This is a genomic window from Microbacterium sp. NPDC091676 (assembly GCF_044756645.1).
In the GTDB taxonomy this organism is placed as follows: Bacteria; Actinomycetota; Actinomycetes; order Actinomycetales; family Microbacteriaceae; genus Microbacterium; species Microbacterium paraoxydans_D.
This window is the reverse complement of record NZ_JBIVTI010000001.1, coordinates 500812-525507: the sequence shown is the minus strand read 5'-3', so window position 1 is coordinate 525507 and position 24696 is coordinate 500812. Positions and strand designations below refer to the sequence as shown.

The window sequence follows — 24696 nt, the reverse complement described above, 5'->3', positions numbered from 1 at the left end:
AACGAGGAGCACGGACACCCGCAGAGGAGGATGCATGAGCGAGGTCGCCACCAGCGAAGGACTCGAGTGGGCGGCCGCCCGCGGCATGGGAGCCCTGGCCGAGAAGATGGGCATGGAGTTCGTCGAGTTCGGCGTCGATCGGTGCGTGGCGACGATGCCGGTGGAGGGCAACACCCAGCCGGTCGGTCTCATGCACGGCGGCGCCTACGTCGTCCTCGGCGAATCGCTCGGCTCGATGGCGGCCAATCTGCATGCGGGAGCCGGCCGACTGGCGGTCGGCGTCGACATCAACGCCACGCACACCCGGTCCGCCACCTCGGGCGTGGTCACCGGGGTCTGCACGCCCGTGCACCTGGGCCGGAGCATCACGGTGCACGAGATCGTCGTGACCGACGATCAGGGCCGGCGCTGCTCGACCATCCGCATCACCAACATGATCAAGGACGCTCCCGCCGCGCGCTGAGCGGCTCTTCCAGCAGCAGCTGGAAGAGGATGTGGTCCTGCCACTCCCCCGCGATCCGCAGGTACTTCGGGGCGATGCCGATGCGCTCGAAGCCGTTGCCGGTGAGGACGCGCTGGGAGGCGACGTTGTGCAGCAGCGTCGACGCCTGAAGGCGGTGCAGCCGCAGCTCGTCCCGCGCGTGCTCCGCGATGAGGGCCACCGCCCGCCCCGCGAGACCGCGCCGCAGTCGGGTGGAATCGATCCAGTACCCGAGATCGGCGCTCCAGAACGCGCCGCGCACGATGGTGTTCAGGTTCATCCGGCCGCGGATCTCGCCGTCATCCGAGAGGATCACGAACCGGGAGCTCCGGCCGAGCGCCGCTTCGGCGACGCACTGCTGTGCGTTCTGCTCCTGCCACTCCTCGGTGAAGAACGCCTCGGAGCGCAGCGGCTCCCAGGGGGCGAGATGCTCCCTGTTGGCCCGGTACGCGCGCGCGAGCGCGGCCCCGTCGCCGGCGCGGACCGGCCGCAGAACGTGTTCTGCGTCGAGCCGGAGCACCGGATGCCCTACTTCTTGGGAGCGAGCTGTTCGATGATCGCCTTGGCGACGTCCTGCATCGTCAGGCGACGGTCCATCGACGCCTTCTGGATCCAGCGGAACGCCTCGGGCTCGCTCAGGCCCATCTTCTCGTTGAGCAGGCCCTTGGCCCGATCGACGAGCTTGCGGGTCTCGAACCGCTCGACCATGTCGGCGACCTCGGCCTCGAGAGTGATGATCTGCTCGTGGCGGGCCAGGGCGATCTCGATCGCGGGGAGGAGGTCGTTCGGGGTGAAGGGCTTCACGACGTAGGCCAGGGCCCCGGCCTCGCTCGCCCGCTCCACGAGCTCCTTCTGGCTGAACGCGGTCAGCAGCACGACGGGGGCGATGTTGCCCTTGTGGAGCTTCTCGGCAGCGCTGATGCCGTCGAGCTGGGGCATCTTCACGTCCATGATGACGAGGTCGGGACGCAGCTCGGTCGCGAGGGCCACCGCCGTCTCGCCGTCGCCGGCCTCGCCGACGACATCGAAGCCGTTGTCGCGGAGGATCTCGACGATGTCGAGACGGATCAGCGATTCGTCTTCGGCGACGACGACGCGTCGGGGTGCGGATGCCGTGGGCTGCTCAGCCTGTTCTTGCTCGGTCACCCCTCCATCCTAACGGAGAGGTCCTCACCACCGGCTGAAGACAGCGGTCACGCGGAGAACCCCGCGTCGTCTGCGCTACAGTCGAAGTCGCGAGACACGGGCCGGCGTGGCGGAATGGCAGACGCGGAGCACTCAAAATGCTTTGTCCGAAAGGGCGTGTGGGTTCGAGTCCCACCGCCGGCACCAGCAGCGCGAACCGTCCGTCCCGTCACTCGGCGAGGGCGGCGAGTTCGGCCATGACACGGGGATGGGCCAGGATGCGGAAGTGCCCGCCCGTCTCCACCACGACGTTCTTGGCACCAGGCAGCTCGCTCCCCTCGGGGATGTGCGGATCGAACGCGGCGTAGACCGAGACGATGCGGGCGTTCACGTCGACCTCCCGCCCCAGCGCCACGATCGAGGGGTCGTCCGGTGAGAAGGCCCGCAGCACCCGTCCGGGGAGCAGCCGCGCGTAGCGGGAGCCTCCGAACGGCGTCGCGATGGCGAGCATCCCGCGGATCCGCGCACCCTCGGGGCCGGTCATCACCAGCTTCCCGGCGAGGCCACCCTTGCTGTGCGCGACGAGGATGACGCCGGAGAGGTCATGGGTTCGCAGGTAGTCGGCCACCTGATCGGCTTCATCCTGCACCGGGAACTGGTTGCGGCGCAGCGCGTCGACGACGTGCACCGGGTGCCCCCGCTCGTGCAGCGCGACGATGAGGGGCTCCAGGAATCGCCAGGTCTCGTAGACACCGGCGAGCACCACGATCGGGACGCGGTCCCCGGTCGCGAAGTCGTCGGCCTGGTCACGGCCGAAGAACGAGCGGACCTGCCAGAACCCCGCGTAGGCGTAGTCCGCGGCCCACCAGCCCAGCATCCTCAGGACGTCGATGGCGTCCTCCCCCGCCGGCGGGCTGCGGCCGGCGCCGCAGTCGGCCACGCAGCCGCCGTATGAGCCAGGATCGCGGACGCCACCGCCCGCGGCGCGGACTGCTGGGCGACATGGTGGTGACCGGGGATCTCCACCAGTCTCGACACGGCCGCCGCGTCGCGCAGGCGCCGGCACCACCGTCGTCCGGCGATGGGATCGTCGCTCCCTCGGACGACGAGCACCGGCATGGTGAGAGCGGCGATCCTCTCCTCCAGCGGGAACGCGAGCATGTGCCGGACCTGGCGGAGGTACCAGCGCACACCGCAGCGCAGGTAGTCGGTGAAGACGATCGCGTTGATCGCAGGCGTCTCGCCCAGGGTGTCGGCGGCCAGCGCCCTGGTCTGCGCTCCCAGGGTGCGGTGGGCGTCGTCGACGACGGGACCGATGGCGACGACCGCTCGGACGTACTCCGGGTGCTGGAACGCCGTCTCGGCGGCCCACTGCGCCCCCATCGAGTGCCCCACGAGCACGATCCGGTCGTCGTCGAGGCTCGCCACCACATGAGCCAGGCCTGCCGCCATCTGCGGGATGGAGACGTCGAAACGCGGCTGGGGAAGACCGCCGAAACCCGGCAGATCGACCGAGACCACCCGGGTCGTGGCGGCGAGCTCGGCATGCAGCCGCGACAGGTACCGATGCGACATCCCGATCCCGTGCACGAGCACCACGGTCGGTGCGGTGCCGCCCTCGGGCCGCGGACTCTCCAGGATGCGGAACGTCAGACCGGAGGTGACGAGGAGGCGACGGAGGACCATGAGAGCACGCTAACCGAGGTCGGCGACGCAGCCGAGAGGCTTGACGCCCCGGTCCGGAGATGACAGAGGGGCGAGGCCGAAGCCCCGCCCCTCTCTCGAACCGCCTGGCGTCAGACGCCGGCCTTGTAGATCGGCGCCGCGCCCCGGAGCGCGTCGCCGACCTTGTGCACGCGCAGGTCGTTCGTCGAACCGATGATCCCGGGAGGGGAACCGGAGATGACGACGACCTTGTCCCCCTCGACGGCGAGGCCGTTCTCGAGGAGATACTCGTCCACCTGGTGGTACATGAGGTCGGTGTGCTGCACCATGTCGACGAGCGTGGAGCGCAGGCCCCAGGTGAGCGCCATACGGCGACGGATGCCGGGCTCCGGCGTGAAGGCCAGCATCGGGATGCGGGAGCGCAGGCGGGACAGACGGCGCGCCGAGTCGCCCGACTGCGTGAAGACGCAGAGGAACTTGGCGTCGACGAACTCGCCGACCTCGAGAGCGGCGAGCGTGATGGCACCGCCCTGCGTGCGCGGCTTCGTGGTGAGCGGCAGGATGCGCTCCAGGCCGTGCTCCTCGGTCGACTCGATGATGCGGGCCATCGTCTCGACGACGACGACCGGGTAGTCGCCCACGCTGGTCTCGCCGGAGAGCATGACCGCGTCGGCGCCGTCGAGGACGGCGTTGGCGACGTCGGAGGTCTCGGCGCGGGTCGGCACCGGGCTGTTGATCATCGACTCGAGCATCTGCGTCGCCACGATGACGGGCTTCGCGTTGCGACGAGCCAGCTCGACCGCGCGCTTCTGCACGATCGGGACGGCCTCGAGGGGCAGCTCCACGCCGAGGTCACCACGGGCGACCATGATGCCGTCGAACGCGTCGACGATCTCCTCGAGCGCGTCCACGGCCTGCGGCTTCTCGATCTTGGCGATCACGGGGACGCGGACGCCCTCCTCCGCCATGATCTCGTGCACGCGGGTCACGTCCGAGGCGTTGCGCACGAACGAGAGCGCGATGAGGTCGGCGCCCGTCCGGAGCCCCCAGCGGAGGTCGTCCTCGTCCTTCTCGCTGAGCGCGGGGACGTTGACCGCGACGCCGGGCAGGTTGATGCCCTTGTTGTTCGAGACGGCACCGGCCACGACGACGCGCGTGGTGACCGTGACGCCGTCGGTCTCGACGACCTCGACCCGGACCTTGCCGTCGTCGATCAGCAGGAAGTCCCCGGGCTTGACGTCCTGGGGAAGGCCCTTGAACGTGGTGCCGCAGATCTCCTTGTTGCCGATGATGTCCCCGGTGGTGATCTTGAAGATGTCGCCCTTGGCGAGCTCGTACGGGCCGTCCTCGAACCGGCCGAGACGGATCTTCGGACCCTGGAGGTCGACGAGGATCGCCACGGCACGACCGGAGTCCTCCGCGGCGCGGCGGACGTTCGCGTAGTTGTTCTCGTGCACGGAGTAGTCACCGTGGCTGAGGTTCAGTCGGGCGACGTCCACACCCGCATCGATCAGTGCGCGCACCGTCTCATACGTGGAAGTGGCGGGGCCCAGGGTGGCGACGATTTTCGCGCGTCTCAACATGTCTCCAGGGTAGAAGTGGGGGATTACAAACAGGCGACACTGCCGGCCTCAGCCTACGCGGGCTGGAGGCCGATCGCGACATCGCTGGGGCGCACGGGCTCCGGCAGCACGGTGGTGCCCATGAGGAAGCGGTCGACGTTCGCCGCCGCCGCCCGGCCCTCCGCGATCGCCCAGACGATGAGCGACTGTCCGCGCCCCGCGTCGCCGGCGACGAACACGCCGGGGACCGACGACTCGTAGCTCGCGGCACGACGGAAGGCGCCGCGCTCGGTCACCTCCGGCCGGGTGTCCTCGGTGTAGCCGTCCTGCTCCGGTCCGGTGAAGCCCATCGCGATGAGCACCAGGTCGGCAGGGATCTCCCGCTCCGTGCCGCTCTTGGGCACGCGGCGACCGTCGATGTACTCGGTCTCGGCCACGCGCAGCGCGCGGACCTCGCCGACGTCGTTCGACAGGAACTCCACGGTCGAGGCGAGGAAGACCCGCTCCCCGCCCTCCTCGTGAGCCGAGGCCACCTCGAAGATCGTCGGCATCATCGGCCACGGCTGGTGATCCGGCCGCGTCTCGCTCGGCTGCTTGCCGATGGCGAGGTTGGTGACGCTGAGCGCTCCCTGGCGGTGCGCGGTCCCGATGCAGTCGGCGCCCGTGTCGCCGCCGCCGATGACGATCACGTGCTTGCCCTCGGCGGTGATCTGGTCCGGGACGGTGTCGCCGGCGACCGCGTGGTTCGACTCGACGAGGTACTCCATCGCGAAATGCACACCGTCGAGGTCGCGACCAGGGATCGGCAGGTCGCGCGGGACCGTGGCGCCGGTGGCGATCACGACCGCGTCGTACCGGGCGCGCAGGTCGGCCCACGAGATGTCCTTGCCGATCTCGACGCCGGCACGGAACCGCGTGCCCTCCTCCTGCATCTGGCGCAGGCGTGCTTCGAGCTGGCTCTTCTCCATCTTGAAGTCCGGGATGCCGTAGCGCAGCAGGCCGCCGATGCGGTCGTCGCGCTCGAAGACGGCGACGGTGTGCCCCGCGCGCGTGAGCTGCTGGGCGGCCGCGAGACCGGCGGGGCCCGAGCCCACGACGGCCACGGTCTTGCCCGTCAGGCGCTCCGGCGGCTCCGGCTCGACCCAGCCCTTGGCGAAGGCCTCGTCGATGATCGAGACCTCGATCTGCTTGATCGTCACGGCCGGCTGGTTGATGCCGAGGACGCACGAGCTCTCGCACGGCGCCGGGCAGAGGCGTCCCGTGAACTCCGGGAAGTTGTTCGTCGCGTGCAGACGCTCGATCGCCGCGCGCCCCTCCCCGCGCCAGGTGAGATCGTTCCACTCGGGGATGAGGTTGCCCAGCGGGCACCCGGAGTGGCAGAACGGCACGCCGCAGTCCATGCACCGGCCGGCCTGGCGGCGGAGCACGGCCTTGTCGCCGGGCTCGTACACCTCTTTCCAGTCCATGATGCGCACGGGCACCGGACGGCGAGCGGGAAGTTCCCGCTCGGTCACCTTCAGAAAGCCTTTGGGGTCAGCCACCGGTCACCTCCAGGATGCGGTTCCAGACGATGTCGCCGTCGGGGTCGATCCCCTCGGCCAGTGCCTCCTCGCGCATGCTGCGCACGGCGGCGAAGTCGCGCGGGAGCACCTTCACGAACTCCGCAGCGCTCGCGTCGAAGTCCTCCAGCAGAGCGGCGGCGCGCGGCGATGCCGTGCGCTCCACGTGCTCCACGAGAAGCCCGCGCAGCACTTCGAGATCGGCGCGGTCCAGCGGCTCCAGCCGGAGCTCGCCGCTGCCGAGCGACTGCGCGTTGACCTTGCCGGTGTCCAGGGCGTGCACGTACGCCACTCCCCCGGACATTCCGGCACCGAAGTTGCGCCCGGTCGAACCCAGGATCACCGCCAGGCCGCCGGTCATGTACTCGAGCGCGTGGTCGCCCACGCCCTCGACCACGGCGGTCGCACCGGAGTTCCGGACGAGGAAGCGCTCGCCCACCACGCCGGAGATGAACATGGTGCCGGATGTGGCGCCGTACCCGATCACGTTGCCCGCGATGACGTTCTCGTGCGGGGCGATCGCGGAGCCGCGCGGCGGCCGGATCGTGATGTCGCCGCCGGAGAGGCCCTTGCCGACGTAGTCGTTCGCGTCGCCCTCCAGCCGGAGGATGATGCCCGGCGGCAGGAACGCGCCGAGCGACTGGCCTGCGGTGCCGGTCAGGGTGACGTCGATCGTCTCCTTCGGCAGTCCGGTGGCGCCGTGGCGCGAGGTCACCTGATGGCCGAGCATCGTCCCGACCGCGCGCTCCGTGTTGGCGATCGGGAGCTCCGCCATGACGGGCTCCCCGTTCAGCAACGCCGCCTTCGCGATGTCGATGAGCTGCACGTCGAAGTGCTTGTCGAGCTCGTGGTCCTGGGCGCGGCCGCTGCGACGCGGCTCGCCGGCCGGGAACGCCGGTCCCTCCAGCACCGGGCTGAGGTCGAGCCCCTCGGCCTTCCAGTGCGCGATCGCCTCGTTGGTCTCCAGCAGCTCGGTGCGGCCGACGATCTCGTCGATCGAGCGGTAGCCGAGCTCGGCGAGCAGCTCGCGCACCTCCTCCGCGATGAACTCCATGAAGTTCACGACGAACTCGGGCTTGCCGGTGAACCGGTCGCGCAGGACGGGGTTCTGCGTGGCGACGCCCACCGGGCAGGTGTCGAGGTGGCAGACGCGCATCATGATGCAGCCGCTGACCACGAGGGGCGCGGTGGCGAAGCCGAACTCCTCGGCACCGAGCAGGGCGCCGATGATGACGTCGCGCCCGGTCTTGAGCTGACCGTCGACCTGCACGACGACGCGGTCGCGCATGCCGTTGAGCATGAGCGTCTGCTGCGTCTCGGCGAGCCCGAGCTCCCACGGCGTCCCGGCGTGCTTCAGCGAGTTCAGCGGGCTGGCGCCCGTACCGCCGTCGTGACCGGACACGAGGATCACGTCGCTGAGCGCCTTGGCGACGCCGGCCGAGACCGCGCCGATGCCGGACTGGCTGACGAGCTTCGTGTGGATGCGGGCCTCGGGGTTCGCCCGCTTCAGGTCGAAGATGAGCTGCTTGAGGTCTTCGATCGAGTAGATGTCGTGGTGCGGCGGCGGGGAGATCAGTCCCACACCGGCCGTGGCGTGACGGGTACGCGCGACCCAGGGGTACACCTTGGTCGGCGGGAGCTGACCGCCCTCACCGGGCTTCGCGCCCTGGGCGAGCTTGATCTGGATGTCGTCCGCCTCGGTGAGGTAGAGGCTGGTGACGCCGAACCGGCCGGAAGCCACCTGCTTGATGGCGCTGCGCCGCTCGGGGTCGACGAGACGGTCGGGGTCCTCCCCGCCCTCCCCCGTGTTCGACTTGCCGCCGATCCGGTTCATCGCGATCGCGAGGGTCTCGTGCGCCTCCTTGGAGATGGAGCCGTAGCTCATCGCCCCCGTGGAGAAGCGCTTGACGATCGCCGAGACGGGCTCGACCTCGTCCAGCGGCACCGGCTTGCGCGTGCCGGTCCGCAGCGAGAACAGGCCGCGCAGCGTCTTCAGCTCCGCCGCCTGGTCGTCGACGAGCTTCGTGTACTCGCGGAAGATGTCGTAGCGACGGGTCCGCGTGGAGTGCTGCAGCTTGAACACCGTCTCCGGGTTGAAGAGGTGCGGGGAGCCGTCGCGACGCCACTGGTACTCGCCGCCGGTCCACAGGCGCTCGTGAGCACGGGCCGCGGCGTCCTCCGGGTAGGCGTAGTCGTGACGGGCCTGGTTCTCGGCGAAGATCTCCTCGATCCCGATGCCGCCCAGCTTCGACTCGGTACGGGTGAAGTAGGCGTCGATGAACTCCGGGCTCAGGCCCACGGCCTCGAACACCTGCGCGCCCGCATAGGACGACACCGTGGAGATGCCCATCTTCGACATGATCTTCAGCACGCCCTTGCCGAGCGCGTAGATGAGGTTCTTGACCGCCTTCTCCGGGGAGATGCCCGTGATGTAGCCGGTCCGCACGAGGTGCTCGACCGTCTCCATGGCCAGGTAGGGGTTGATCGCGGAGGCGCCGTAGCCGATGAGGGTCGCGACATGGTGCACTTCGCGCACGTCGCCGGCCTCGACGATCAGACCGACCTTCATCCGGTTCTCGCGCCGGATGAGGTGGTGGTGGATCGCCGACACCATGAGCAGCGACGGGATCGGGACGAGGTCCTTGTTCGAGTCGCGGTCGGACAGGATGATGAACTCCGCACCGTCCTCGATGGCCTGATCGACCTCGGCGCACATCTCGGTGAGGCGCTCCGCGAGGGTGTGGGGTCCCGCGTCGAAGTGGTAGAGGCCGCGGATCGTGGCGCTCGACCGGCCGGGCAGGGCCTTGTCGATGTGCCGGATCTTCGCGAGCTCGTCGTTGTCGATGACCGGGAAGTCGAGCGACACCGTGCGGGTGTGCTCGGGACCCCAGGTCAGGAGGTTGACCTCAGGGCCCAGGCCGAGCTTGAGGCTCGTGACGACCTCTTCGCGGATCGAGTCGAGCGGCGGGTTGGTCACCTGCGCGAACTGCTGCGTGAAGTAGTCGAAGAGCAGCCGCGGGCGCTTGCTGAGCACGGCGATCGGGGTGTCCGATCCCATGGCCCCCAGAGGCTCGACACCCGTCTGGCCCATCGGGGTGAGGAGGATGCGGACCTCCTCCTCGGTGTAGCCGAAGGTGCGCTGACGCCGGGTGATCGACGCCGGCGGGTGCACGATGTGCTCGCGCTCGGGAAGGTCGGCCAGGCGGACGGAACCGGCGTCGAGCCACTCCTGCCACGGGTGCATCGTCGCGAGGTCGCGCTTGATCTCCTCGTCCTCGACGATCCGACGCTGGGCGGTGTCGACGAGGAACATCTTGCCGGGCTGCAGCCGGCCACGGCGCTTGATGCGCTCGGGCTCGAAGTGCAGGACACCGGTCTCGGAGCCGATGACGACGAGGCCGTCGGTGGTCTCCGTCCACCGTCCGGGCCGCAGGCCGTTGCGGTCGAGGGTCGCGCCGACGAGCGTGCCGTCGGTGAAGATGAGGGCGGCCGGGCCGTCCCACGGCTCCATCTGGTTGGAGTGGTACTCGTAGAACGCGCGCAGCTCCGGCGAGATGTCGGCCTGCTTCTCGTAGGCCTCCGGCACCATCATCATGATCGCGTGCGGCAGGCTGCGGCCGGTGAGGGTGAGCAGCTCCAGCACCTCGTCGAACGAGGCGGAGTCGCTGGCGCCGTCGGTGCAGATGGGCAGCAGGGGCGAGATGTCGCCGAGGAGCTCGGACTCGAGCTGTGACTGGCGGGCGCGCATCCAGTTGCGGTTGCCGCCGACGGTGTTGATCTCGCCGTTGTGGGCCAGCATCCGCAGCGGCTGCGCGAGCGGCCACGAGGGGAACGTGTTCGTCGAGTACCGCGAATGCACGACGGCGAGCTCGGAGGCGAAGCGCTCGTCCTGCAGATCCGGGTAGAACGGCTCGAGCTGGAGCGTGGTGACCATGCCCTTGTAGCCGAGCGTGCGGCTGGACAGGGAGACGAAATAGGCGCCGAGCTCGTGGCCCGCGCGCTTGCGCAGACGATAGGCGACGCGGTCGAGCGCGATGTCGGTCAGCGGCGCATCGGCCAGGGTGGCACCGCCGGCGCTCACGAAGAGCTGCTCGAAGGCCGGACGGGCCTCGTCGGCGAGCTTGCCGAGGTTCTCGTTGGCCGTGGGGACCTCGCGCCATCCGAGGACGCGGAGCCCCTCCGCGCGGGCGATCTTCTCGATCCCGGCCTTCTGCTGGCGGCGCTCGCTCGAATCGCGAGGCAGGAAGGCCAGCCCGGCCGCGTACTCCCCCACGGGCGGCAGTTCGAAGCCGGTGACCGCGCGGAGGAATTCGTCCGGCATCTGGGTGAGGATGCCGGCTCCGTCCCCGGTGCCCGCGTCGGACCCGATGGCCCCGCGGTGCTCCAGGTTGCGCAGGGCCTCGAGGGCCAGCGCGATGATGTCGTGCCCGGCTTCGCCGCGCAGCGTTGCGACCATGGCCAGGCCGCAGGCGTCTTTCTCGAACGCCGGGTTGTACATGCCCTGCTTCGGGGGGTATGCGCCGGAGGCGCCGTAAGGGGGCTGGAAGTACACCAGTTACCGTCCTCAGATCTTCAGTGAAACCCGGGGACGTCGTCGGCCCGCTCGTTCAGTGCAATGGTTCTCCCGCCGCGAGTCGGCGTTATCGGGAGCCGTCCCCGCTCGAGGGAGCAGCGCTTGTGGCAGTGGCTCCGGCGGCGACTTCTTCGGCCGGAGGCTCGCTCACGTCCACGAAATCAGAGGGATTGTCCTGCGATTGTACATCAGCGTCCACGTCCTTCCGTCCGCGGCCCGGCTGGTACGGCGAGGGCTCGAGACCCGGGTGACGGCGCGTCTGCACCACGAGGATGACGAGGCCTAGGACGACGCCGATGATGGCGGCCCAGACGTTGCTGCGCAGTCCCAGGATGATCTCGCTCGGGTCGATGCGGATCGACTCCCACAGGATGCGTCCGGCGCTGTACCAGATGAGGTAGATCGCGAAGAGGCGCCCCCACTGGAAGAACAGCTTCCGGCCGAGCCACAGCAGCACGAGGACACCGAGCCCGTTCCAGATGACCTCGTACAGGAAGGTCGGGTGGAAGAGGGTGCCCTCGGGGAGCCCGGGAGGGAAGGCCGAGTTGTCGGAGGGGATCTCCAGTCCCCACGGCAGGTCGGTCGGCAGGCCGTAGAGCTCCTTGTTGAACCAGTTGCCGAACCGGCCCATCGCCTGCGCGAGGAGCAGTCCGGGAGCCAGCGCGTCCGCGAACGTCCAGAAGCGGATGCCCGTCCACCGGCAGCCCAGGTAGGCGCCGACGGCACCGCCGATGAGCGCACCGAAGATCGCGATGCCGCCCTCCCAGATCGCCCACACCGTTCCGGAGTGCCACTGGACGCCGTTCTCGAACGTGACCAGGACCCAGGGGTTGGCCCCTTCCCCGAAGTAGAAGTTCGGGTGGGTGACGACGTGGAAGATGCGGGCGCCCACGATCGCGAGCGGGACGGCGAGGATGGAGATGTCGATGACCACCCACGGCTCCGCGCCGCGCTTGGTGAGACGGTGGTTCGTCATCAGCACGGCGACGATGATGCCGGCGATGATGCACAGCGCGTAGATGTGGATACGGAGGCCGGGCCACACGTCGAAGTACGACACGGGCGGGCTCGGGATGCTGGCGAGCACGCCGGCGGCGGTGCTGTGGAGCGCGGAGGACATGAGTGCGATCCTACTTCTCTGAGGCGAAGCGCGCCGACGCGGTGCCGGCGGCCAGGGTTCGGGTGACTTCGGCGAGGGCGGGCACGCCGCCGTCGCGGAGGGCGCGGACGAGAGCGGTGCCCACGATGGCGCCGTCGGCGTACTCGGACACGCCCGCGATCTGCTCCGGCGTCGAGATGCCGATGCCCACGCAGGCGCGGCGGGCACCGTGGTCGCGGAGCCGCGAGACGAGGGTGCGTGCCGCACGGTCGAGCTCGGCCCGCTCCCCCGTGATGCCCATGGTCGAGACGGTGTAGACGAAGCCCGTCGAGGACCGCACCACGAGGTCGAGGCGCTCGTCCGACGAGGTCGGAGCTGCGAGGAAGACCCGATCGAGACCGAGCCGCACGCTGGCCGCGATCCACTCGCCGGCGGCCTCCGGGGTGATGTCCGGGGTGATGAGACCCGCGCCGCCCGCGGCGAGCAGGTCCTCGGCATAGCGGTCCACCCCGTACTGCAGCACGGGATTCCAGTAGGTCATCACGAGGACGGGGACGTCGGTCGCGGCGGTGATCGCACGGATCGCCGTGAAGAGGTCCTTCATCCGGAATCCCGCGGCGAGAGCCTTGGTCGTCGCCTCCTGGATGATGGCGCCGTCCATGACGGGATCGCTGTAGGGCGGGCCGAGCTCGATGATGTCCACGCCGTTCTCGGCGAGGGCGATCGCCGCCTCGATGCTCGTCTCCAGGTCGGGGAAGCCGACGGGCAGGTAGCCGACGAAGGCGCTGCGGCCGGCGTCGTGCGCGCGCTGGATGGCCTGTTCGACGCGGCTCACAGCTGCGGCTCTCCCTTCGATGCCGCGTCCTCGGCGGCGCTCTCCTCGGACACGTCGTGCGCGAGGGCGTCCTCGTCGTAGAGCTCGAAGTACCGGGCGGCGGTGTCCATGTCCTTGTCCCCGCGGCCGGAGAGGCAGATGGCGATCAGGCCGTCGGGGCCGAGCTCGCGGCCGATCCGCAGCGCGCCGGCAAGGGCATGGGCCGACTCGATGGCGGGGATGATCCCCTCGGTCCGGCTGAGCAGCCGCAGGGCCTGCATCGCCTCGTCGTCGGTGGCCGGGATGTACTCGGCGCGGCCGATGTCGGCCAGCCAGGAGTGCTCGGGACCCACGCCCGGGTAGTCGAGACCCGCGGAGATCGAGTGCGATTCGACCGTCTGGCCGTCTTCGTCCTGCAGCACGTACGTCTTCGCGCCGTGCAGCACACCGGGCCGACCGCGCTCGATGGACGCCGCGTGCTTGTCGGTGTCGACGCCGTCGCCCGCCGCCTCCACCCCGTACAGCCGCACGCCCTCGTCGTCCAGGAACGCGTCGAACATGCCGATCGCGTTGGACCCGCCACCGACACAGGCGACGACCGCATCCGGGAGCCGACCGACCTCGTCGAGGATCTGGGCGCGGGCCTCCTCCCCGATGATCTTCTGGAAGTCGCGGACCATCGCCGGGAACGGGTGCGGGCCCGCGGCGGTGCCGAAGATGTAGTTGGTGGTCTCGACCGAGGCCACCCAGTCGCGGTAGGCGTCGTTGATCGCGTCCTTCAACGTGCGCGATCCGGAGGTCACCGCGACGACCTCAGCGCCCAGCAGGCGCATCCGGGCGACGTTCAGCGCCTGACGCTCGGTGTCGACCTCGCCCATGTAGATGGTGCAGTCCAGCCCGAACAGCGCGGCGGCGGTCGCCGTGGCGACGCCGTGCTGGCCGGCGCCGGTCTCGGCGATGACGCGTGTCTTGCCGAGGCGCTTGGTGAGCAGGGCCTGGCCCAGCACGTTGTTGATCTTGTGCGAACCGGTGTGGTTGAGGTCCTCGCGCTTGAGGAAGACCCGCGCGCCCCCTGCGTGCTCGGCGAACCGGGGCACCTCGGTGAGCGCGGACGGTCGCCCGGCATAGGAGGACAGCAGATGGGCGAGTTCGGCACGGAACTCCGGGTCGGCGACGGCCTCCTCGTACGCGACGGTGAGCTCGTCGATCGCGGCGACCAGGGACTCCGGCATGTACCGCCCGCCGAAATCGCCGAAGAACGGACCATGCTGGTCGCGCAGACTCACTTCGCCTCCAGGAAGCTCTCGAGAGTAGCGACCGGGTCTCCGGTCACCAGGGCCTCGCCGATCAGCACGACATCGGCACCGGCCGAACGGTAGTGCGCGACGTCGGCAGGGGTGAGCACCGCGGACTCCGCGATCTTGATCGCCGAGTCCGGGATGCGGTCCACGAGCCGGCCGAACAGATCGCGGTCGAGCTCGAGTGTCTTGAGGTTGCGGGCGTTCACGCCGATCAGGGCGGCGCCGAGATCGATCGCGGCGTCCAGCTCCTCGGCGGAGTGGGTCTCCACGAGCGGGGTCATGCCGAGTTCGAGGATGAACCCGTACAGGTCGCGGAGGACGTCGGGCTCCAGGCCCGCCACGATCAGGAGTACGAGATCGGCACCCGCGGCGCGAGCCTCCAGCACCTGGTACCGGGTGGCGATGAAGTCCTTCCGGAGAACCGGCAGCGAGACCCGGGCGGTGACCGCCTCCAGGTCGGCGAGACTGCCGCCGAAGCGGCGCTCCTCCGTGAGGACGCTGATCGCGGAGGCACCGCCGGTCTCGTAGAGCGCGGCCTGGTGCGCGGGATCCGGGATCTCGGCGAGGGCACCGCGGGACGGACTCGCCCGCTTCACCTCGGCGATGATCTTCACCCGGTCCGCGGGAGCGAGGAACGACAGCGCGTCCTTCGCCGCGGGGCGCGCGAGGGCGTCACGCTCGACGACGGCGAGCGGGCGGGACTCGGAACGACGCTCGGCGTCTGCGACAGCGCCGGCCGTCAGGTCGGCGAGGACCACTAGTGCGCCTTCGGAGCGTACTTGGGACCCTTCACGCCGTATCCCGCCTTCGCGAGCACCCAGCCGACGATCGCCCCGATCGGGATCAGCGCGGCGGAGATCCACACCAGGGTCGGCTGCTCGAAGCAGAACGCGACGGTCGCGGCGGCGAAGCCGACGAGCATGATCACGACGGCGGTCCAGGCCGCAGGCGAGTGTCCGTGGCCGGGGTCAGCGATCGGGTTGGTCATGTTCTCCTCCGGGGACGACGTGGGGATCTGGATTCAGTCTATCGGGGTCAGCGCGTGGGGTCGGACCCGCGGGACAGCTCGTCCCAGGAATCCACCGCGTCGACGGGGCCGTCGTGCGGCGCGTCGGCGGGCGTGTCGGTGCGGTAGCGGCGGCCGCCGACCTTCCAGCGCCGCCACGTGGTCAGCACGACGACGGCGGCGGCGAGCAGGATCACCCAGCCACCGAGCGCGAGGTACGGCCAGGCCGACGGCACGATGCTCGCCGCGACCTCGTGGACCGCTCCGCTCCCGGCGAGCCCCGTCGTCTCGGTGACCGTCGCGGCGACGGCACCGTAGGCGTCGCCGAGGAGGAGCTGCAACGTGGACCACCCCAGGAACAGCGCCGCCGCGGCGGCCAGCACCCCGAAGACGAGGCGCACGGCCCGGCCGGCGATCGCGAGGGCCGCGCCCAGCGCGAGGACGGCCAGGCTCAGCGGAGCGAGCAGCACGAGGGCGGAGGCACCGGGGACGAGGATGTCCTCCCCCGCATCGGCGCGCTGCACCGTGAACCAGGTCTGCGTGGAGGAGATGATGCCGATTGCGCCGGCCAGCAGGAACCCGGTCACGGAGAGGGAGCGGCCGCGCTGCGCGATGCTCACGAGGCGCTCACCCCGTCGACGGCGTCCAGGTCGGTGGTGTCGAAGCATGTCCGCGTGCCGGTGTGGCACGCGGGGCCGGTCTGGTCGACGAGGAGCAGGAGCGCATCCCCGTCGCAGTCGAGCCGGGCCTCCCGCACGACCTGGATGTGGCCGGACGTGTCGCCCTTGCGCCAGTACTCCTGGCGGGAGCGGGACCAGTACGTCGCACGTCCCGACGTGAGCGTGCGGCGCAGCGCCTCGGCGTCCACCCACGCGAGCATGAGCACCTCGCGCGAATCCCACTGCTGCACGATGATCGGGGCGAGCCCGTCGGCGTTGAAGGCGACCTGCGCGATGCGGTCGTCGACGGAGACCTCGTCCTGCTTCGGCGTGTCGGTCATCGGACGAGCACTCCTTCCGCGCGCAGCGCGTCCTTCACGTCGCCGACGGTCAGAGCCCCGGTGTGGAACACGCTCGCGGCGAGCACCGCGTCGGCTCCCGCCTTGATGGCCGGTGCGAAGTCGGTCGCCCGCCCCGCACCGCCGGAGGCGATCACCGGGATCGGCGCCACCTCGCGCATGAGGCGGACGAGCTCGAGATCGAAGCCGTCGCGGGTGCCGTCGGCGTCGATCGAGTTCACGAGCAGCTCCCCCGCGCCGCGCTCGGACGCCTCGCGCGCCCAGTCGAGCGCATCCAGCGTGGTCTGCGTACGGCCGCCGTGCGTGGTGACGACGAAGCCCGACCGCGTGGTGTCGGCGCGCTTGACGTCGAGCGAGAGCACGAGCACCTGGGCTCCGAAGCGATCCGCGATCTCGCCGATGAGCTCGGGACGGGCGATCGCCGCGGAGTTCACGCCGACCTTGTCCGCGCCGACCGCGAGGAGCCGCGCGACGTCGTCGACGCTGCGCACCCCGCCGCCCACCGTCAGCGGCACGAAGACCTGCTCCGCGGTGCGCTGCACGACGTCGTAGGTCGTGGCCCGCGCATCCACCGTCGCGGTGACGTCCAGGAACGTGATCTCGTCGGCGCCCTGGGCAGCGTAGTGGCGGGCGAGCTCGACCGGATCGCCCATGTCGCGGAGGTTCTCGAAGTTGACGCCCTTGACCACGCGGCCGTCCGCGACGTCCAGGCACGGGATGACGCGACTCGCGAGGGTCATCAGAGCCTCGCCGCGTGGATCGCGGTGACAAGGATGGCCCGGGCGCCGAGGGCGTAGAGGTCGTCCATCACCTGGTTGACGCGCCGCCGCGGGATCATCACGCGGACCGCCACCCACGACGGATCGCGGAGCGGCGAGATGGTCGCGGACTCGCGGCCGGGGGCGATGGCCACGGCCTGATCGACCAGCTCGGTGGGGAGGTCGTAGTCGAGGAGCACATAGCGACGCGCCACCATCACGCCGCGGAGCCGGCGCAGCAGCGTGTCCACGCCGTCGGCCTCGCCGGGACGGCTGATCAGGACGGCCTCGGACTCCAGGATCACGGGGCCGAAGATCTCCAGCCCGGCCTGCCGGAGCGTGGTCCCGGTGGACACGACATCGGCGACCGCGTCTGCGACGCCGAGGCGCACCGCGGACTCCACGGCACCGTCGAGCTGCACGAGCTCGGCGTTCACGCCCTGGTCGCGGAGGAAGGACCCCACCAGACCCGGATAGGCGGAGGCGACGCGGACGCCGTCGAGGTCCTGGACGGAGCTGAAGCGTCCGGGAGGACCGGCGAAGCGGAACGTGGACGCCCCGAAACCGAGCTGCTCGATCTCGCGCGCCGGCTGCTGCACGTCGAGGAGGAGATCACGACCGGTGATGCCGACGTCGAGGGCGCCGGAGGCCACGTAGGTGGCGATGTCGCGCGGGCGGAGGAAGAAGAACTCGACGTCGTTCTCGGCGTCGATGACATGCAGGGTCTTGGGGTCGCGGCGGCCGGCGTAGCCCGCCTCCGCGAGCATCTCGGCGGCGGTCTCGGAGAGCGAGCCCTTGTTGGGAACGGCGATGCGCAGCATGAACGGCTTTCAGTTCGAAGGAGTGGGACCGGAGCGCATCACAGATGTCGGTAGACGTCCTGCAGGGTGAGGCCCTTCGCGAGCATCATCACCTGCAGGTGGTAGAGGAGCTGGGAGATCTCCTCGGCGGCAGCGGCGTCCGACTCGTACTCCGCCGCCATCCAGACCTCGGCGGCCTCTTCGACGATCTTCTTGCCGATCGCATGCACGCCGCCGTCGAGCTCCGCCACGGTGCCCGATCCCTCGGGTCGGGTCTCGGCCTTGACGCTGAGCTCGGCGAACAGCTCGTCGAAAGTCTTCACCCCTCCAGGCTACCGGCTCGCGCGAGGTCCCTGAGCCGGGTGACGGCCGCCTCCACGTCGTCGGCCCCGTAGACCGCGGATCCGGCGACGAAGGTGTCGGCTCCCGCTTCGGCCGCCTGGGCGATCGTCGCGTCGGAGATGCCCCCGTCGACCTGGAGCCAGACGGACGAGCCGCGTCGCCGCGCCTCGGCGGAGAGCGCCCGCAGCTTCGGCATGGTCTCGGGCAGGAAGCCCTGCCCCCCGAACCCGGGCTCCACGGTCATCACGAGGATCTGATCGAACTCGTCCAGGAGCTCGAAGAGTCCCTCGACGGGCGTCGCCGGCTTGACCGCGACCCCGGCACGGGCGCCGATGTCGCGCAGCCGACGCGCGAGAGCCACCGGCTCCCCCGCCGCCTCCAGGTGGAAGGTCACGCTTGCGGCGCCGAGTTCGGCGTAGCCCGGGGCCCAGCGATCCGGATCCGTGATCATGAGATGCACGTCCAGCGGCACCGGGCTGGTCTCCTGGATGCGCTGGACCATCTGCGGGCCGAACGTGAGGTTCGGGACGAAGTGGTTGTCCATGACGTCGACGTGGGCGAAGTCGGCCGTCGCGATGCGGGCGAGCTCCGCCTGCATGTTGACGAAGTCGGCGGCGAGGATGCTGGGGTTGATGCGCGGGGCGCGGGGCAGATCCATGGTCTCAACCTTCCTTCGGGGCGTCGGTCGTGTCCAGCGGGCGCTGCAGGAGTGCGAGGAACATCGCATCGGTGCCGTGGCGATGCGGCCAGAGCTGCGCGCTGCCCGTCTGCGCCCGCCCGTCGTCGGCGAGGTCGATCGGCGACTGCGCCACGCCGTGCAGCACCGCACGCGCGTCGAGCTCGACGAGCTCGGGACGGACCCGTCGCACCTCCTCGACCACCGCCGTCGTCTCCGCGAGGTGGGGCGAACAGGTGACGTACGCGACGACGCCTCCGGGAGCCAGAGCGTCGACGGCCGCGGTGAGCAGGCCCACCTGCAGCGGTACGAGCTCGGAGACGTCCGCCGGGGACTTGCGCCACCGGGCCTCCGGGCGTCGACGGAGGGCGCCGAGGCCGGTGCAGGGCGCGTCCACGAGGATCCGGTCGAACGCCTCCGGCCGCTCGGCCGCCAGCTCCCTGCCGTCGCGCTCGTGCACGGTGACCTCGCCCGGAACGGCGCGCAGGGCGTTGCGCACGAGCCGGGCGCGGGTGGGCACCACCTCGTTGGCCTCCAGGAAGGCGTCGTTCTGCCGGGCGACGGCAGCGAGCAGGGCGGTCTTCCCGCCGGGGCCCGCGCAGAGATCGAGCCACCGCTCCCCTGCGCGCAGCGGTGTCGCCGCGGTCAGCGCGAGCGCGACGAGCTGAGACCCCTCGTCCTGCACCCGGACCGCACCGTCGGAGGCGGACAGCGCGAGGCGCGGATCGCCTCCCGGAGACGCGAAAGCCGTGACGGCGTACGGCCGGCGCGGCTCCTGGGGCTCCGCGAGACCGGGGAGGGCGACCAGGGTGACCTCGGGCGAGACGTTGTCGGCCTCCAGCAGGGCGTCCAGCTCCTCGACACGCCCCTCGGCGGCGAGGGCGCGCCGCAGCGCCCGGATGATCCACACCGGGTGCGCGGCACGGAGGGCCAGGCGCTCGTCGTCCGATCGCGCCGCCGCCTCGATGCGCGCGAGCCAGTCGCCCGGCGACTCGCGGGCGACCCGCCGGAGCACCGCGTTGGCGAAGCTCGACGCGCCGCGCCCCGCCGTGAGGGCCACGAGGTTCACGGACTCGTTCACGGCGGCATGCGAGGCCACCCGTGTCGCGAGAAGCTGATGCACCGCGAGCCGGAGGGCGTCGAGCACCGCGGGGTCGATCGCGTCGGCGGGGCGGTCGGCGGCGGCGGCGATGATCGCGTCGTACGTGCCCCGGCGGCGGAGCGTGCCGTAGGTCAGCTCGGTCGCGAGAGCCGCGTCCTGCGGATTCAGGCTCGCCTCGGCGATCGCCGTCGGGAGGAGCAGGTTGGCGTAGGCGTCGGAGTCCGACACCGCCCTGAGCACGTCGTAGGCCACGCGGCGCGCCGGCTGGACCGACCGGTTCGGGCCGCGGCCGCCGCTGTTCCGCGCCCGGCCTTCGTGCTGCCGACCCGAGCCGGGGCGCCGTCCGTCGTTCGCGTTCACGAGCCGGCCACCGGGGTCGCGCCCTGCAGGCCCCGCCACCAGTCGGCGGCATTCATGGGGCCCTTGCCCGCCGGCTGCAGACGTGTGACGGCCAGCGGAGACGTGGCCGTCCCGATCAAGACCTCCGCTCGCGTGCCCGCCATGGCACCCGGTGGCAGATCCTCCCTCTCAGCGCCCGCGGGTCGTGCCTCGAGGATCTTGAGCCGCTGACCGTCGATCGTCGTGTGCGCCCCCGGCTCCGGAGTGACCCCGCGGAACCCGGCGTACACCACGTCGAACGGCTCGCGGAAGTCGAGGAGACCGTCCTCGAGCGTCAGCTTGGCGGCGAACGTCGGCTCGCCCTCCTGCGGCACCGCGCGGGCAGTCCCGTCCGCGATCGCCGCGACCACGTCCGCGGTGAGAGCCGCGCCGTCGAGGGCCAGGGCCTCCAGCGCCTCCCCCGCCGTCGCGGTGCCCGGGAGTTCGACGGCTCGCGTCGCGAACACGTCGCCGGCATCGAGCTCCGGGACGAGCTGGAAGACGCTCGCACCGAGGACCGGATCTCCGGCGATCAGGGCGCGCTGCACCGGAGCGGCACCGCGCCACGCCGGCAGCAGCGAGAAGTGCAGGTTGATCCACCCGGCCTCCGGCGTGGACAGCAGAGGCTCGCGGACGAGCCCGCCGTACGCGACGATCACGCCGAGCTCCGGGCGCAGGGCAGCGACCTCGGTCGTCACCGCCTCGTCCAGCCGGGCAGCGTGGATGACGGGCAGGCCGAGATCCTCCGCAGCCTGGGCCACCGGCGACGGCGTCAGCACGCGCTTGCGCCCGAGGGGGGCGTCGGGCCGCGTCACGACGGCGGCGATGTCGTGCTCGACGGCGAGGCGTCGCAGAGTGGGGACCGCGGCGGCGGGAGTGCCGGCGAAGACGAGGCGCATGAAGGTTCTCCGGAAGGGTCAGAGTTCTGGATCGAGGATATCGAGGCGGACCGAGAGCGTGCTGCGGGCGGCCTTGGTCCGGCCTCGGCGGCCGCTCACCGCCTCGGCCACGACGGCAGCACGGAGGGTGGTCGCGACGCGGCTCCCCGCGCCGTAGTCGAAGCGCACGAGCGCACGGACCCGCGGCGGGACGTCGTCCGATTCGACGGGGACGGGGCCGAGCACCGCGTCGGCGGGCAGGGAGAGCGCGGACAGCGCCTCCAGCGCCCGGGCGACGGCGGCCGCTGACCCCTCCACGAGCGCGACCCGTGCGGTCGGGGGCATGTGCAGCGGTGCGCGGTGCTCCAGCTCCGTGCGCGCGTAGGCGGCCTGGTTCCAGGTGGCCAGCGCTCTGGCGACGCCGGCGTCGACGCCGACGAGGTGGACGGGAGCGCCCGGGGCGGCCAGGGCGGCGGCATTCGACCACCACCGCAGACACGATTCGCCGATACGCAGATCCGGCGCCTGCAGCATCCGCGGGCCGTCGAGCAGGACGACCGCCCGGTAGCCGCCCTCCGCGAGCGGCTCGGCGCCACGGGTGGCGACCACGAGGGCCGGACGCGCATCGACGCGTTCCACCGGATGGCTGCCGTCCGCGACGATGACGCGGACGCCGGGGAAGGCCCGGCCCAGCTCATCGGCCGTCCGTTCGCTTCCCGACGAGGCGAGCCGGAGACGGGTCGAGGAACACGCCGGGCACGTCCATGCCCTGGCACCCCGCCCGCACCACCCGCAGACCGGGACCGCGCCGCGATGGCGGGCGCCGAGGGGGCCGCCGCAGTGCGGGCATCGGGCGGGGGCTCGGCAGTCGGCGCAGACGAGGGACGGCGCGAAGCCGGGCCGCGAGACCTGGATGAGCACCGGCCCCTCCGCGGCCGCGTTCCTGGCGGCGAGGAAGGCCGACGACGGCATGCGCTGCGGCGTCGGCTGCTCCATCTCCTGGGGGGTGCTGAGCACCACACGCGGCAGCACCCGCCGGGTCGCACGGACGTCCTGCAGCCAGCCGCGCGCCACGAGCCGCTCCACCTCGGTCGTCCGCGTATGACCGGCGAAGAGCAGCGCCGACCCCTCCGCCTCCTGCCGCAGCAGCGCCGCATCCCGGGCGTGGACGTAGGGCGCGAGCGGCTCGCCCAGCAGGCTGTCGCCGTCGTCCCACACCGCCACGAGACCGGCGACGACGGGGGCGTACACCGCGGACCTGTTCCCGACGACGATGCACGGCGCGTCCTCGAGCGTGCGCAGGAAGGAGCGGTAGCGATCCGGGTTGGTCTGTCGCGAGTCGTGCCGTGCGATCGCCTCCGCGGGGACGACCCCGTCGAGAGCCGCCAGGAGCCGATCGAGGTCGCGATGGTCGGGCACGACGAGGATGCTCGACTTCCCGGCCGCGAGCGTCGTCGCCGCGGCGGCGGCGAGCATCCGTGCCCAGCCCGGCGTGTCGTCGGTGAGCTGCGGGATGGCCTCGACGGCCGCACGACCGCTCTCATCGAGCACCGCCTGCAATCCGTCGTAGAGACCGACCACGGACGCGGCCGCGTCGCGCGCCTCGGGTCCGAGGAGCGGCGTCGGAGCGTCGGCGGTCCAGGCCTTCTCCACCCGCACCTGCCGCTTCGGGATCACCAGCCGCAGCACGTCGGACGCCGACCCTGCCGCGCGATCCGCGACGCGCCGCGCCAGCCGGTACAGACGATCCGGCAGCACAGGGACGCTCGACACGATGCTCTCGACCTCGGAGAGCGGCCGATCGGCGTCGTCCTCCACGTCCAGTTCCACCACGAACCCGTCGACCACGCGGCCGGCGGTCCGCAGGGGGACACGCACCCGGACCCCGGGCTCGACGTCACCGAGCTCCGGCGGGAGCGCGTAGTCGAACAGGCGGTCGAGCTGCGGCAGCGGCGACTCGAGGAGTACGCGGGCGATGCGCCGGCTCTCCGGAGAGATCAGCACTGCGGACCCGTCAGAGCCCGGCAGCGCGCCGCAGCTCCTCGGCCCGGTCCGTCCGCTCCCACGTGAAGTCCGGCAGCTCCCGGCCGAAATGCCCGTACGCCGCCGTCTGCGCGTAGATCGGACGCAGGAGGTCGAGCTGCTCGATGATGGCCTGCGGTCGGAGGTCGAACACCTCGTCGATGGCCCGGGTGATGACCTCGTCGGACACCCGTCCGGTGCCGAACGTCTCCACGTACAGGCCGACGGGTCGCGCGACGCCGATCGCGTAGGCGACCTGCACCTCGAGGCGGTCGGCGAGGCCCGCGGCGACCGCGTTCTTGGCGACCCAGCGGGTCGCGTACGCCCCGGAGCGGTCGACCTTCGACGGGTCCTTGCCGCTGAAGGCGCCGCCCCCGTGCCGTGCGGCACCGCCGTACGTGTCGATGATGATCTTGCGGCCGGTGAGCCCGGCGTCGCCCTTGGGGCCGCCGGTGACGAAGGGGCCCGCGGGGTTGATGTAGTACGTGACGTCGTCGAGGTCGAGGCCCGTCGTGCCGAGCACCGGGTCGATGACGTGCTCGCGGATCTGCGCCTTGAGGTCGTCCTGGGCGATGTCCGGGTTGTGCTGCGTGGACAGCACGACCGCGTCGACGGTCTTCGGGGTGAAGCCGTCGTAGCCGAGGGTGACCTGCGTCTTCCCGTCCGGGCGCAGGAAGGGCAGCAGCCCGCTGCGGCGCACCTCCGTCAGCCGCTCGGCGATGCGGTGCGCGGTCCATGCGGCCATCGGCATGAGCTGCGGGGTCTCGTTGGTGGCGAACCCGAACATGATGCCCTGGTCTCCGGCGCCGAGACCGTCGAGCGGATCCACGGACGAGCCGTCGCGGTGCTCCTGAGCGTTGTCGACGCCGTGGGCGATGTCGGTGGACTGCTCCCCCACCGAGACGCTGACGCCGCAGGAGTCGCCGTCGAAGCCGGTGTCGGAGGAGGTGTAGCCGATGCCGTTCACGACCTGGCGGACGATCGTCGGGATGTCGACGTAGGCGTCCGTGCGGATCTCCCCCGCCACGTGGACGAGGCCGGTCGTGACGAGCGTCTCGACCGCGACCCGGGAACCGGGATCCTTCGCGAGGAGCCCGTCGAGGATGCTGTCCGAGATCTGGTCGCAGATCTTGTCCGGATGCCCTTCGGTGACGGACTCGGACGTGAACAGACGCAGCGCGCTCATCGATGCTCCAGAACGGGGACGGACGGTGGGAGGGTGTGGCACCCATTCTGGACCGCGCCACCGACGTCGGGGCGGCGCGGTCGTCGAGTTACTCCGCGTGACGCAGGCGGAGCTTGTCCTCGTTGATCTCGTGCAGGGCGATGGTGAGCGGCTTGTCCTCGACCGAGGAGTCGACGAGCGGGCCCACGTTGTCGAAGAGGTTCCCCTCGTGCAGGTCGGAGTAGTAGTCGTTGATCTGACGGGCGCGCTTGGCGGCGTAGATCACGAGCTCGTACTTGGAGTCGACGCGCTCGAGCAGGTTGTCGATGGGGGGATCGATGATGCCGTTGTTGCGTCCGGCCATGGGTGGAC

The 24696-nt window shown here is 70.9% G+C and carries 24 protein-coding genes and 1 tRNA gene; 2 read left to right on the top strand and 23 right to left on the bottom strand.

Features of this window, described 5'->3' with window-relative positions:
• Window positions 1-34 precede the first annotated feature (34 nt).
• Window positions 35-463, top strand: coding sequence for a hotdog fold thioesterase (locus ACIQID_RS02705; RefSeq protein ID WP_312672501.1), 429 nt, complete (start codon window positions 35-37; stop codon window positions 461-463).
• On the opposite strand, the gene ACIQID_RS02700 is transcribed toward ACIQID_RS02705, so the two are convergent.
• Window positions 438-1001 carry a GNAT family protein gene (locus ACIQID_RS02700; protein WP_312672499.1) on the bottom strand — a complete coding sequence of 188 codons (564 nt, stop codon included), beginning with the start codon at window positions 999-1001 and terminating at the stop codon, window positions 438-440. The two genes, ACIQID_RS02705 and ACIQID_RS02700, sit on opposite strands and share 26 nt — an antisense overlap.
• An 8-nt stretch (window positions 1002-1009) precedes the next feature.
• On the bottom strand, window positions 1010-1627 hold the full coding sequence (locus ACIQID_RS02695) for an ANTAR domain-containing response regulator (protein WP_025103469.1): 618 nt from the start codon (window positions 1625-1627) through the stop codon (window positions 1010-1012).
• A gap of 100 nt (window positions 1628-1727) precedes the next feature.
• Between ACIQID_RS02695 and ACIQID_RS02690 the strand changes: the two genes are divergently transcribed.
• Window positions 1728-1813, top strand: a tRNA-Leu gene (locus tag ACIQID_RS02690).
• A gap of 22 nt (window positions 1814-1835) precedes the next feature.
• Here the strand turns inward: ACIQID_RS02690 and ACIQID_RS02685 are convergent.
• From ACIQID_RS02685 to rpoZ, 21 genes are all read right to left on the bottom strand, one after another.
• Window positions 1836-2483 carry an alpha/beta hydrolase gene (locus ACIQID_RS02685; protein ID WP_312672498.1) on the bottom strand — a complete coding sequence of 216 codons (648 nt, stop codon included), beginning with the start codon at window positions 2481-2483 and terminating at the stop codon, window positions 1836-1838.
• Between the two features lie 2 nt (window positions 2484-2485).
• Complete coding sequence (locus ACIQID_RS02680; RefSeq protein ID WP_312672497.1) at window positions 2486-3292, bottom strand: alpha/beta hydrolase; 807 nt, start codon at window positions 3290-3292, stop codon at window positions 2486-2488.
• A 110-nt stretch (window positions 3293-3402) separates the two neighbouring features.
• Entirely contained in the window at window positions 3403-4851 is a 1449-nt protein-coding gene (pyk, locus tag ACIQID_RS02675; protein WP_400285623.1) for a pyruvate kinase, read from the bottom strand.
• A gap of 56 nt (window positions 4852-4907) precedes the next feature.
• Complete coding sequence (locus tag ACIQID_RS02670; protein ID WP_312672496.1) at window positions 4908-6374, bottom strand: glutamate synthase subunit beta; 1467 nt, start codon at window positions 6372-6374, stop codon at window positions 4908-4910.
• Window positions 6367-10890 (bottom strand): glutamate synthase large subunit, encoded by a 4524-nt coding sequence (gene gltB, locus ACIQID_RS02665; RefSeq protein ID WP_400285620.1) that lies wholly within the window; start codon window positions 10888-10890, stop codon window positions 6367-6369. Before gltB ends, ACIQID_RS02670 begins: the two co-directional genes overlap by 8 nt.
• A 142-nt stretch (window positions 10891-11032) precedes the next feature.
• Window positions 11033-12085 carry a prolipoprotein diacylglyceryl transferase gene (lgt, locus tag ACIQID_RS02660; protein WP_312672494.1) on the bottom strand — a complete coding sequence of 351 codons (1053 nt, stop codon included), beginning with the start codon at window positions 12083-12085 and terminating at the stop codon, window positions 11033-11035.
• Between the two features lie 10 nt (window positions 12086-12095).
• The gene (gene trpA / locus ACIQID_RS02655; protein WP_400281768.1) at window positions 12096-12899 is read right to left on the bottom strand and encodes a tryptophan synthase subunit alpha; all 804 of its coding nucleotides are present in this window, start codon (window positions 12897-12899) and stop codon (window positions 12096-12098) included.
• Entirely contained in the window at window positions 12896-14164 is a 1269-nt protein-coding gene (gene trpB, locus ACIQID_RS02650) for a tryptophan synthase subunit beta (protein WP_312672490.1), read from the bottom strand. The genes trpA and trpB overlap by 4 nt, the downstream gene beginning before the upstream one ends.
• A complete protein-coding gene (trpC, locus tag ACIQID_RS02645) occupies window positions 14161-14937 on the bottom strand; it encodes an indole-3-glycerol phosphate synthase TrpC (protein ID WP_136052770.1) in 777 nt (258 codons plus the stop codon). The genes trpB and trpC overlap by 4 nt, the downstream gene beginning before the upstream one ends.
• Window positions 14937-15167, bottom strand: a complete 231-nt coding sequence (locus tag ACIQID_RS02640) for an HGxxPAAW family protein (RefSeq protein ID WP_071328620.1) — start codon at window positions 15165-15167, stop codon at window positions 14937-14939. Before ACIQID_RS02640 ends, trpC begins: the two co-directional genes overlap by 1 nt.
• A 47-nt stretch (window positions 15168-15214) precedes the next feature.
• Complete coding sequence (locus ACIQID_RS02635; RefSeq protein WP_400281763.1) at window positions 15215-15805, bottom strand: Trp biosynthesis-associated membrane protein; 591 nt, start codon at window positions 15803-15805, stop codon at window positions 15215-15217.
• Window positions 15802-16185 carry a phosphoribosyl-AMP cyclohydrolase gene (gene hisI, locus ACIQID_RS02630; RefSeq protein ID WP_062634521.1) on the bottom strand — a complete coding sequence of 128 codons (384 nt, stop codon included), beginning with the start codon at window positions 16183-16185 and terminating at the stop codon, window positions 15802-15804. The genes ACIQID_RS02635 and hisI overlap by 4 nt, the downstream gene beginning before the upstream one ends.
• Window positions 16182-16943 (bottom strand): imidazole glycerol phosphate synthase subunit HisF, encoded by a 762-nt coding sequence (hisF, locus tag ACIQID_RS02625; RefSeq protein ID WP_071328622.1) that lies wholly within the window; start codon window positions 16941-16943, stop codon window positions 16182-16184. The genes hisI and hisF overlap by 4 nt, the downstream gene beginning before the upstream one ends.
• Entirely contained in the window at window positions 16943-17782 is an 840-nt protein-coding gene (gene hisG / locus ACIQID_RS02620) for an ATP phosphoribosyltransferase (protein ID WP_400281759.1), read from the bottom strand. Before hisG ends, hisF begins: the two co-directional genes overlap by 1 nt.
• A gap of 38 nt (window positions 17783-17820) precedes the next feature.
• Window positions 17821-18084, bottom strand: a complete 264-nt coding sequence (locus ACIQID_RS02615; protein WP_025103484.1) for a phosphoribosyl-ATP diphosphatase — start codon at window positions 18082-18084, stop codon at window positions 17821-17823.
• The gene (gene rpe, locus ACIQID_RS02610; RefSeq protein WP_312672484.1) at window positions 18081-18761 is read right to left on the bottom strand and encodes a ribulose-phosphate 3-epimerase; all 681 of its coding nucleotides are present in this window, start codon (window positions 18759-18761) and stop codon (window positions 18081-18083) included. The genes ACIQID_RS02615 and rpe overlap by 4 nt, the downstream gene beginning before the upstream one ends.
• 4 nt (window positions 18762-18765) lie before the next feature.
• Window positions 18766-20133: an RsmB/NOP family class I SAM-dependent RNA methyltransferase gene (locus ACIQID_RS02605; protein WP_400285617.1), complete on the bottom strand. Its 1368-nt coding sequence runs from the start codon at window positions 20131-20133 to the stop codon at window positions 18766-18768.
• A gap of 104 nt (window positions 20134-20237) precedes the next feature.
• Window positions 20238-21158 carry a methionyl-tRNA formyltransferase gene (locus ACIQID_RS02600; protein ID WP_400281755.1) on the bottom strand — a complete coding sequence of 307 codons (921 nt, stop codon included), beginning with the start codon at window positions 21156-21158 and terminating at the stop codon, window positions 20238-20240.
• 18 nt (window positions 21159-21176) lie between these two features.
• Entirely contained in the window at window positions 21177-23135 is a 1959-nt protein-coding gene (locus tag ACIQID_RS02595; RefSeq protein WP_400285614.1) for a primosomal protein N', read from the bottom strand.
• Between the two features lie 16 nt (window positions 23136-23151).
• Window positions 23152-24345: a methionine adenosyltransferase gene (metK, locus tag ACIQID_RS02590; RefSeq protein ID WP_136052764.1), complete on the bottom strand. Its 1194-nt coding sequence runs from the start codon at window positions 24343-24345 to the stop codon at window positions 23152-23154.
• 88 nt (window positions 24346-24433) lie between these two features.
• Window positions 24434-24688: a DNA-directed RNA polymerase subunit omega gene (gene rpoZ / locus ACIQID_RS02585; RefSeq protein WP_025103490.1), complete on the bottom strand. Its 255-nt coding sequence runs from the start codon at window positions 24686-24688 to the stop codon at window positions 24434-24436.
• Window positions 24689-24696: the final 8 nt, after the last annotated feature.

What these genes read in the sequence shown, in the direction of transcription:
- ACIQID_RS02705 (WP_312672501.1), top strand. Translation starts at nt 35, where the DNA reads ATGAGCGAGGTCGCCACCAGCGAAGGACTCGAGTGGGCGGCCGCCCGC.
- ACIQID_RS02685 (WP_312672498.1), bottom strand. Translation starts at nt 2,483, where the DNA reads ATGCTGGGCTGGTGGGCCGCGGACTACGCCTACGCGGGGTTCTGGCAG.
- ACIQID_RS02680 (WP_312672497.1), bottom strand. Translation starts at nt 3,292, where the DNA reads ATGGTCCTCCGTCGCCTCCTCGTCACCTCCGGTCTGACGTTCCGCATC.
- gltB (WP_400285620.1), bottom strand. Translation starts at nt 10,890, where the DNA reads ATGTACAACCCGGCGTTCGAGAAAGACGCCTGCGGCCTGGCCATGGTC.
- lgt (WP_312672494.1), bottom strand. Translation starts at nt 12,085, where the DNA reads ATGTCCTCCGCGCTCCACAGCACCGCCGCCGGCGTGCTCGCCAGCATC.
- ACIQID_RS02640 (WP_071328620.1), bottom strand. Translation starts at nt 15,167, where the DNA reads ATGACCAACCCGATCGCTGACCCCGGCCACGGACACTCGCCTGCGGCC.
- hisI (WP_062634521.1), bottom strand. Translation starts at nt 16,185, where the DNA reads ATGACCGACACGCCGAAGCAGGACGAGGTCTCCGTCGACGACCGCATC.
- hisF (WP_071328622.1), bottom strand. Translation starts at nt 16,943, where the DNA reads ATGACCCTCGCGAGTCGCGTCATCCCGTGCCTGGACGTCGCGGACGGC.
- hisG (WP_400281759.1), bottom strand. Translation starts at nt 17,782, where the DNA reads ATGCTGCGCATCGCCGTTCCCAACAAGGGCTCGCTCTCCGAGACCGCC.
- rpe (WP_312672484.1), bottom strand. Translation starts at nt 18,761, where the DNA reads ATGGATCTGCCCCGCGCCCCGCGCATCAACCCCAGCATCCTCGCCGCC.
- ACIQID_RS02600 (WP_400281755.1), bottom strand. Translation starts at nt 21,158, where the DNA reads ATGCGCCTCGTCTTCGCCGGCACTCCCGCCGCCGCGGTCCCCACTCTG.
- metK (WP_136052764.1), bottom strand. Translation starts at nt 24,345, where the DNA reads ATGAGCGCGCTGCGTCTGTTCACGTCCGAGTCCGTCACCGAAGGGCAT.
- rpoZ (WP_025103490.1), bottom strand. Translation starts at nt 24,688, where the DNA reads ATGGCCGGACGCAACAACGGCATCATCGATCCCCCCATCGACAACCTG.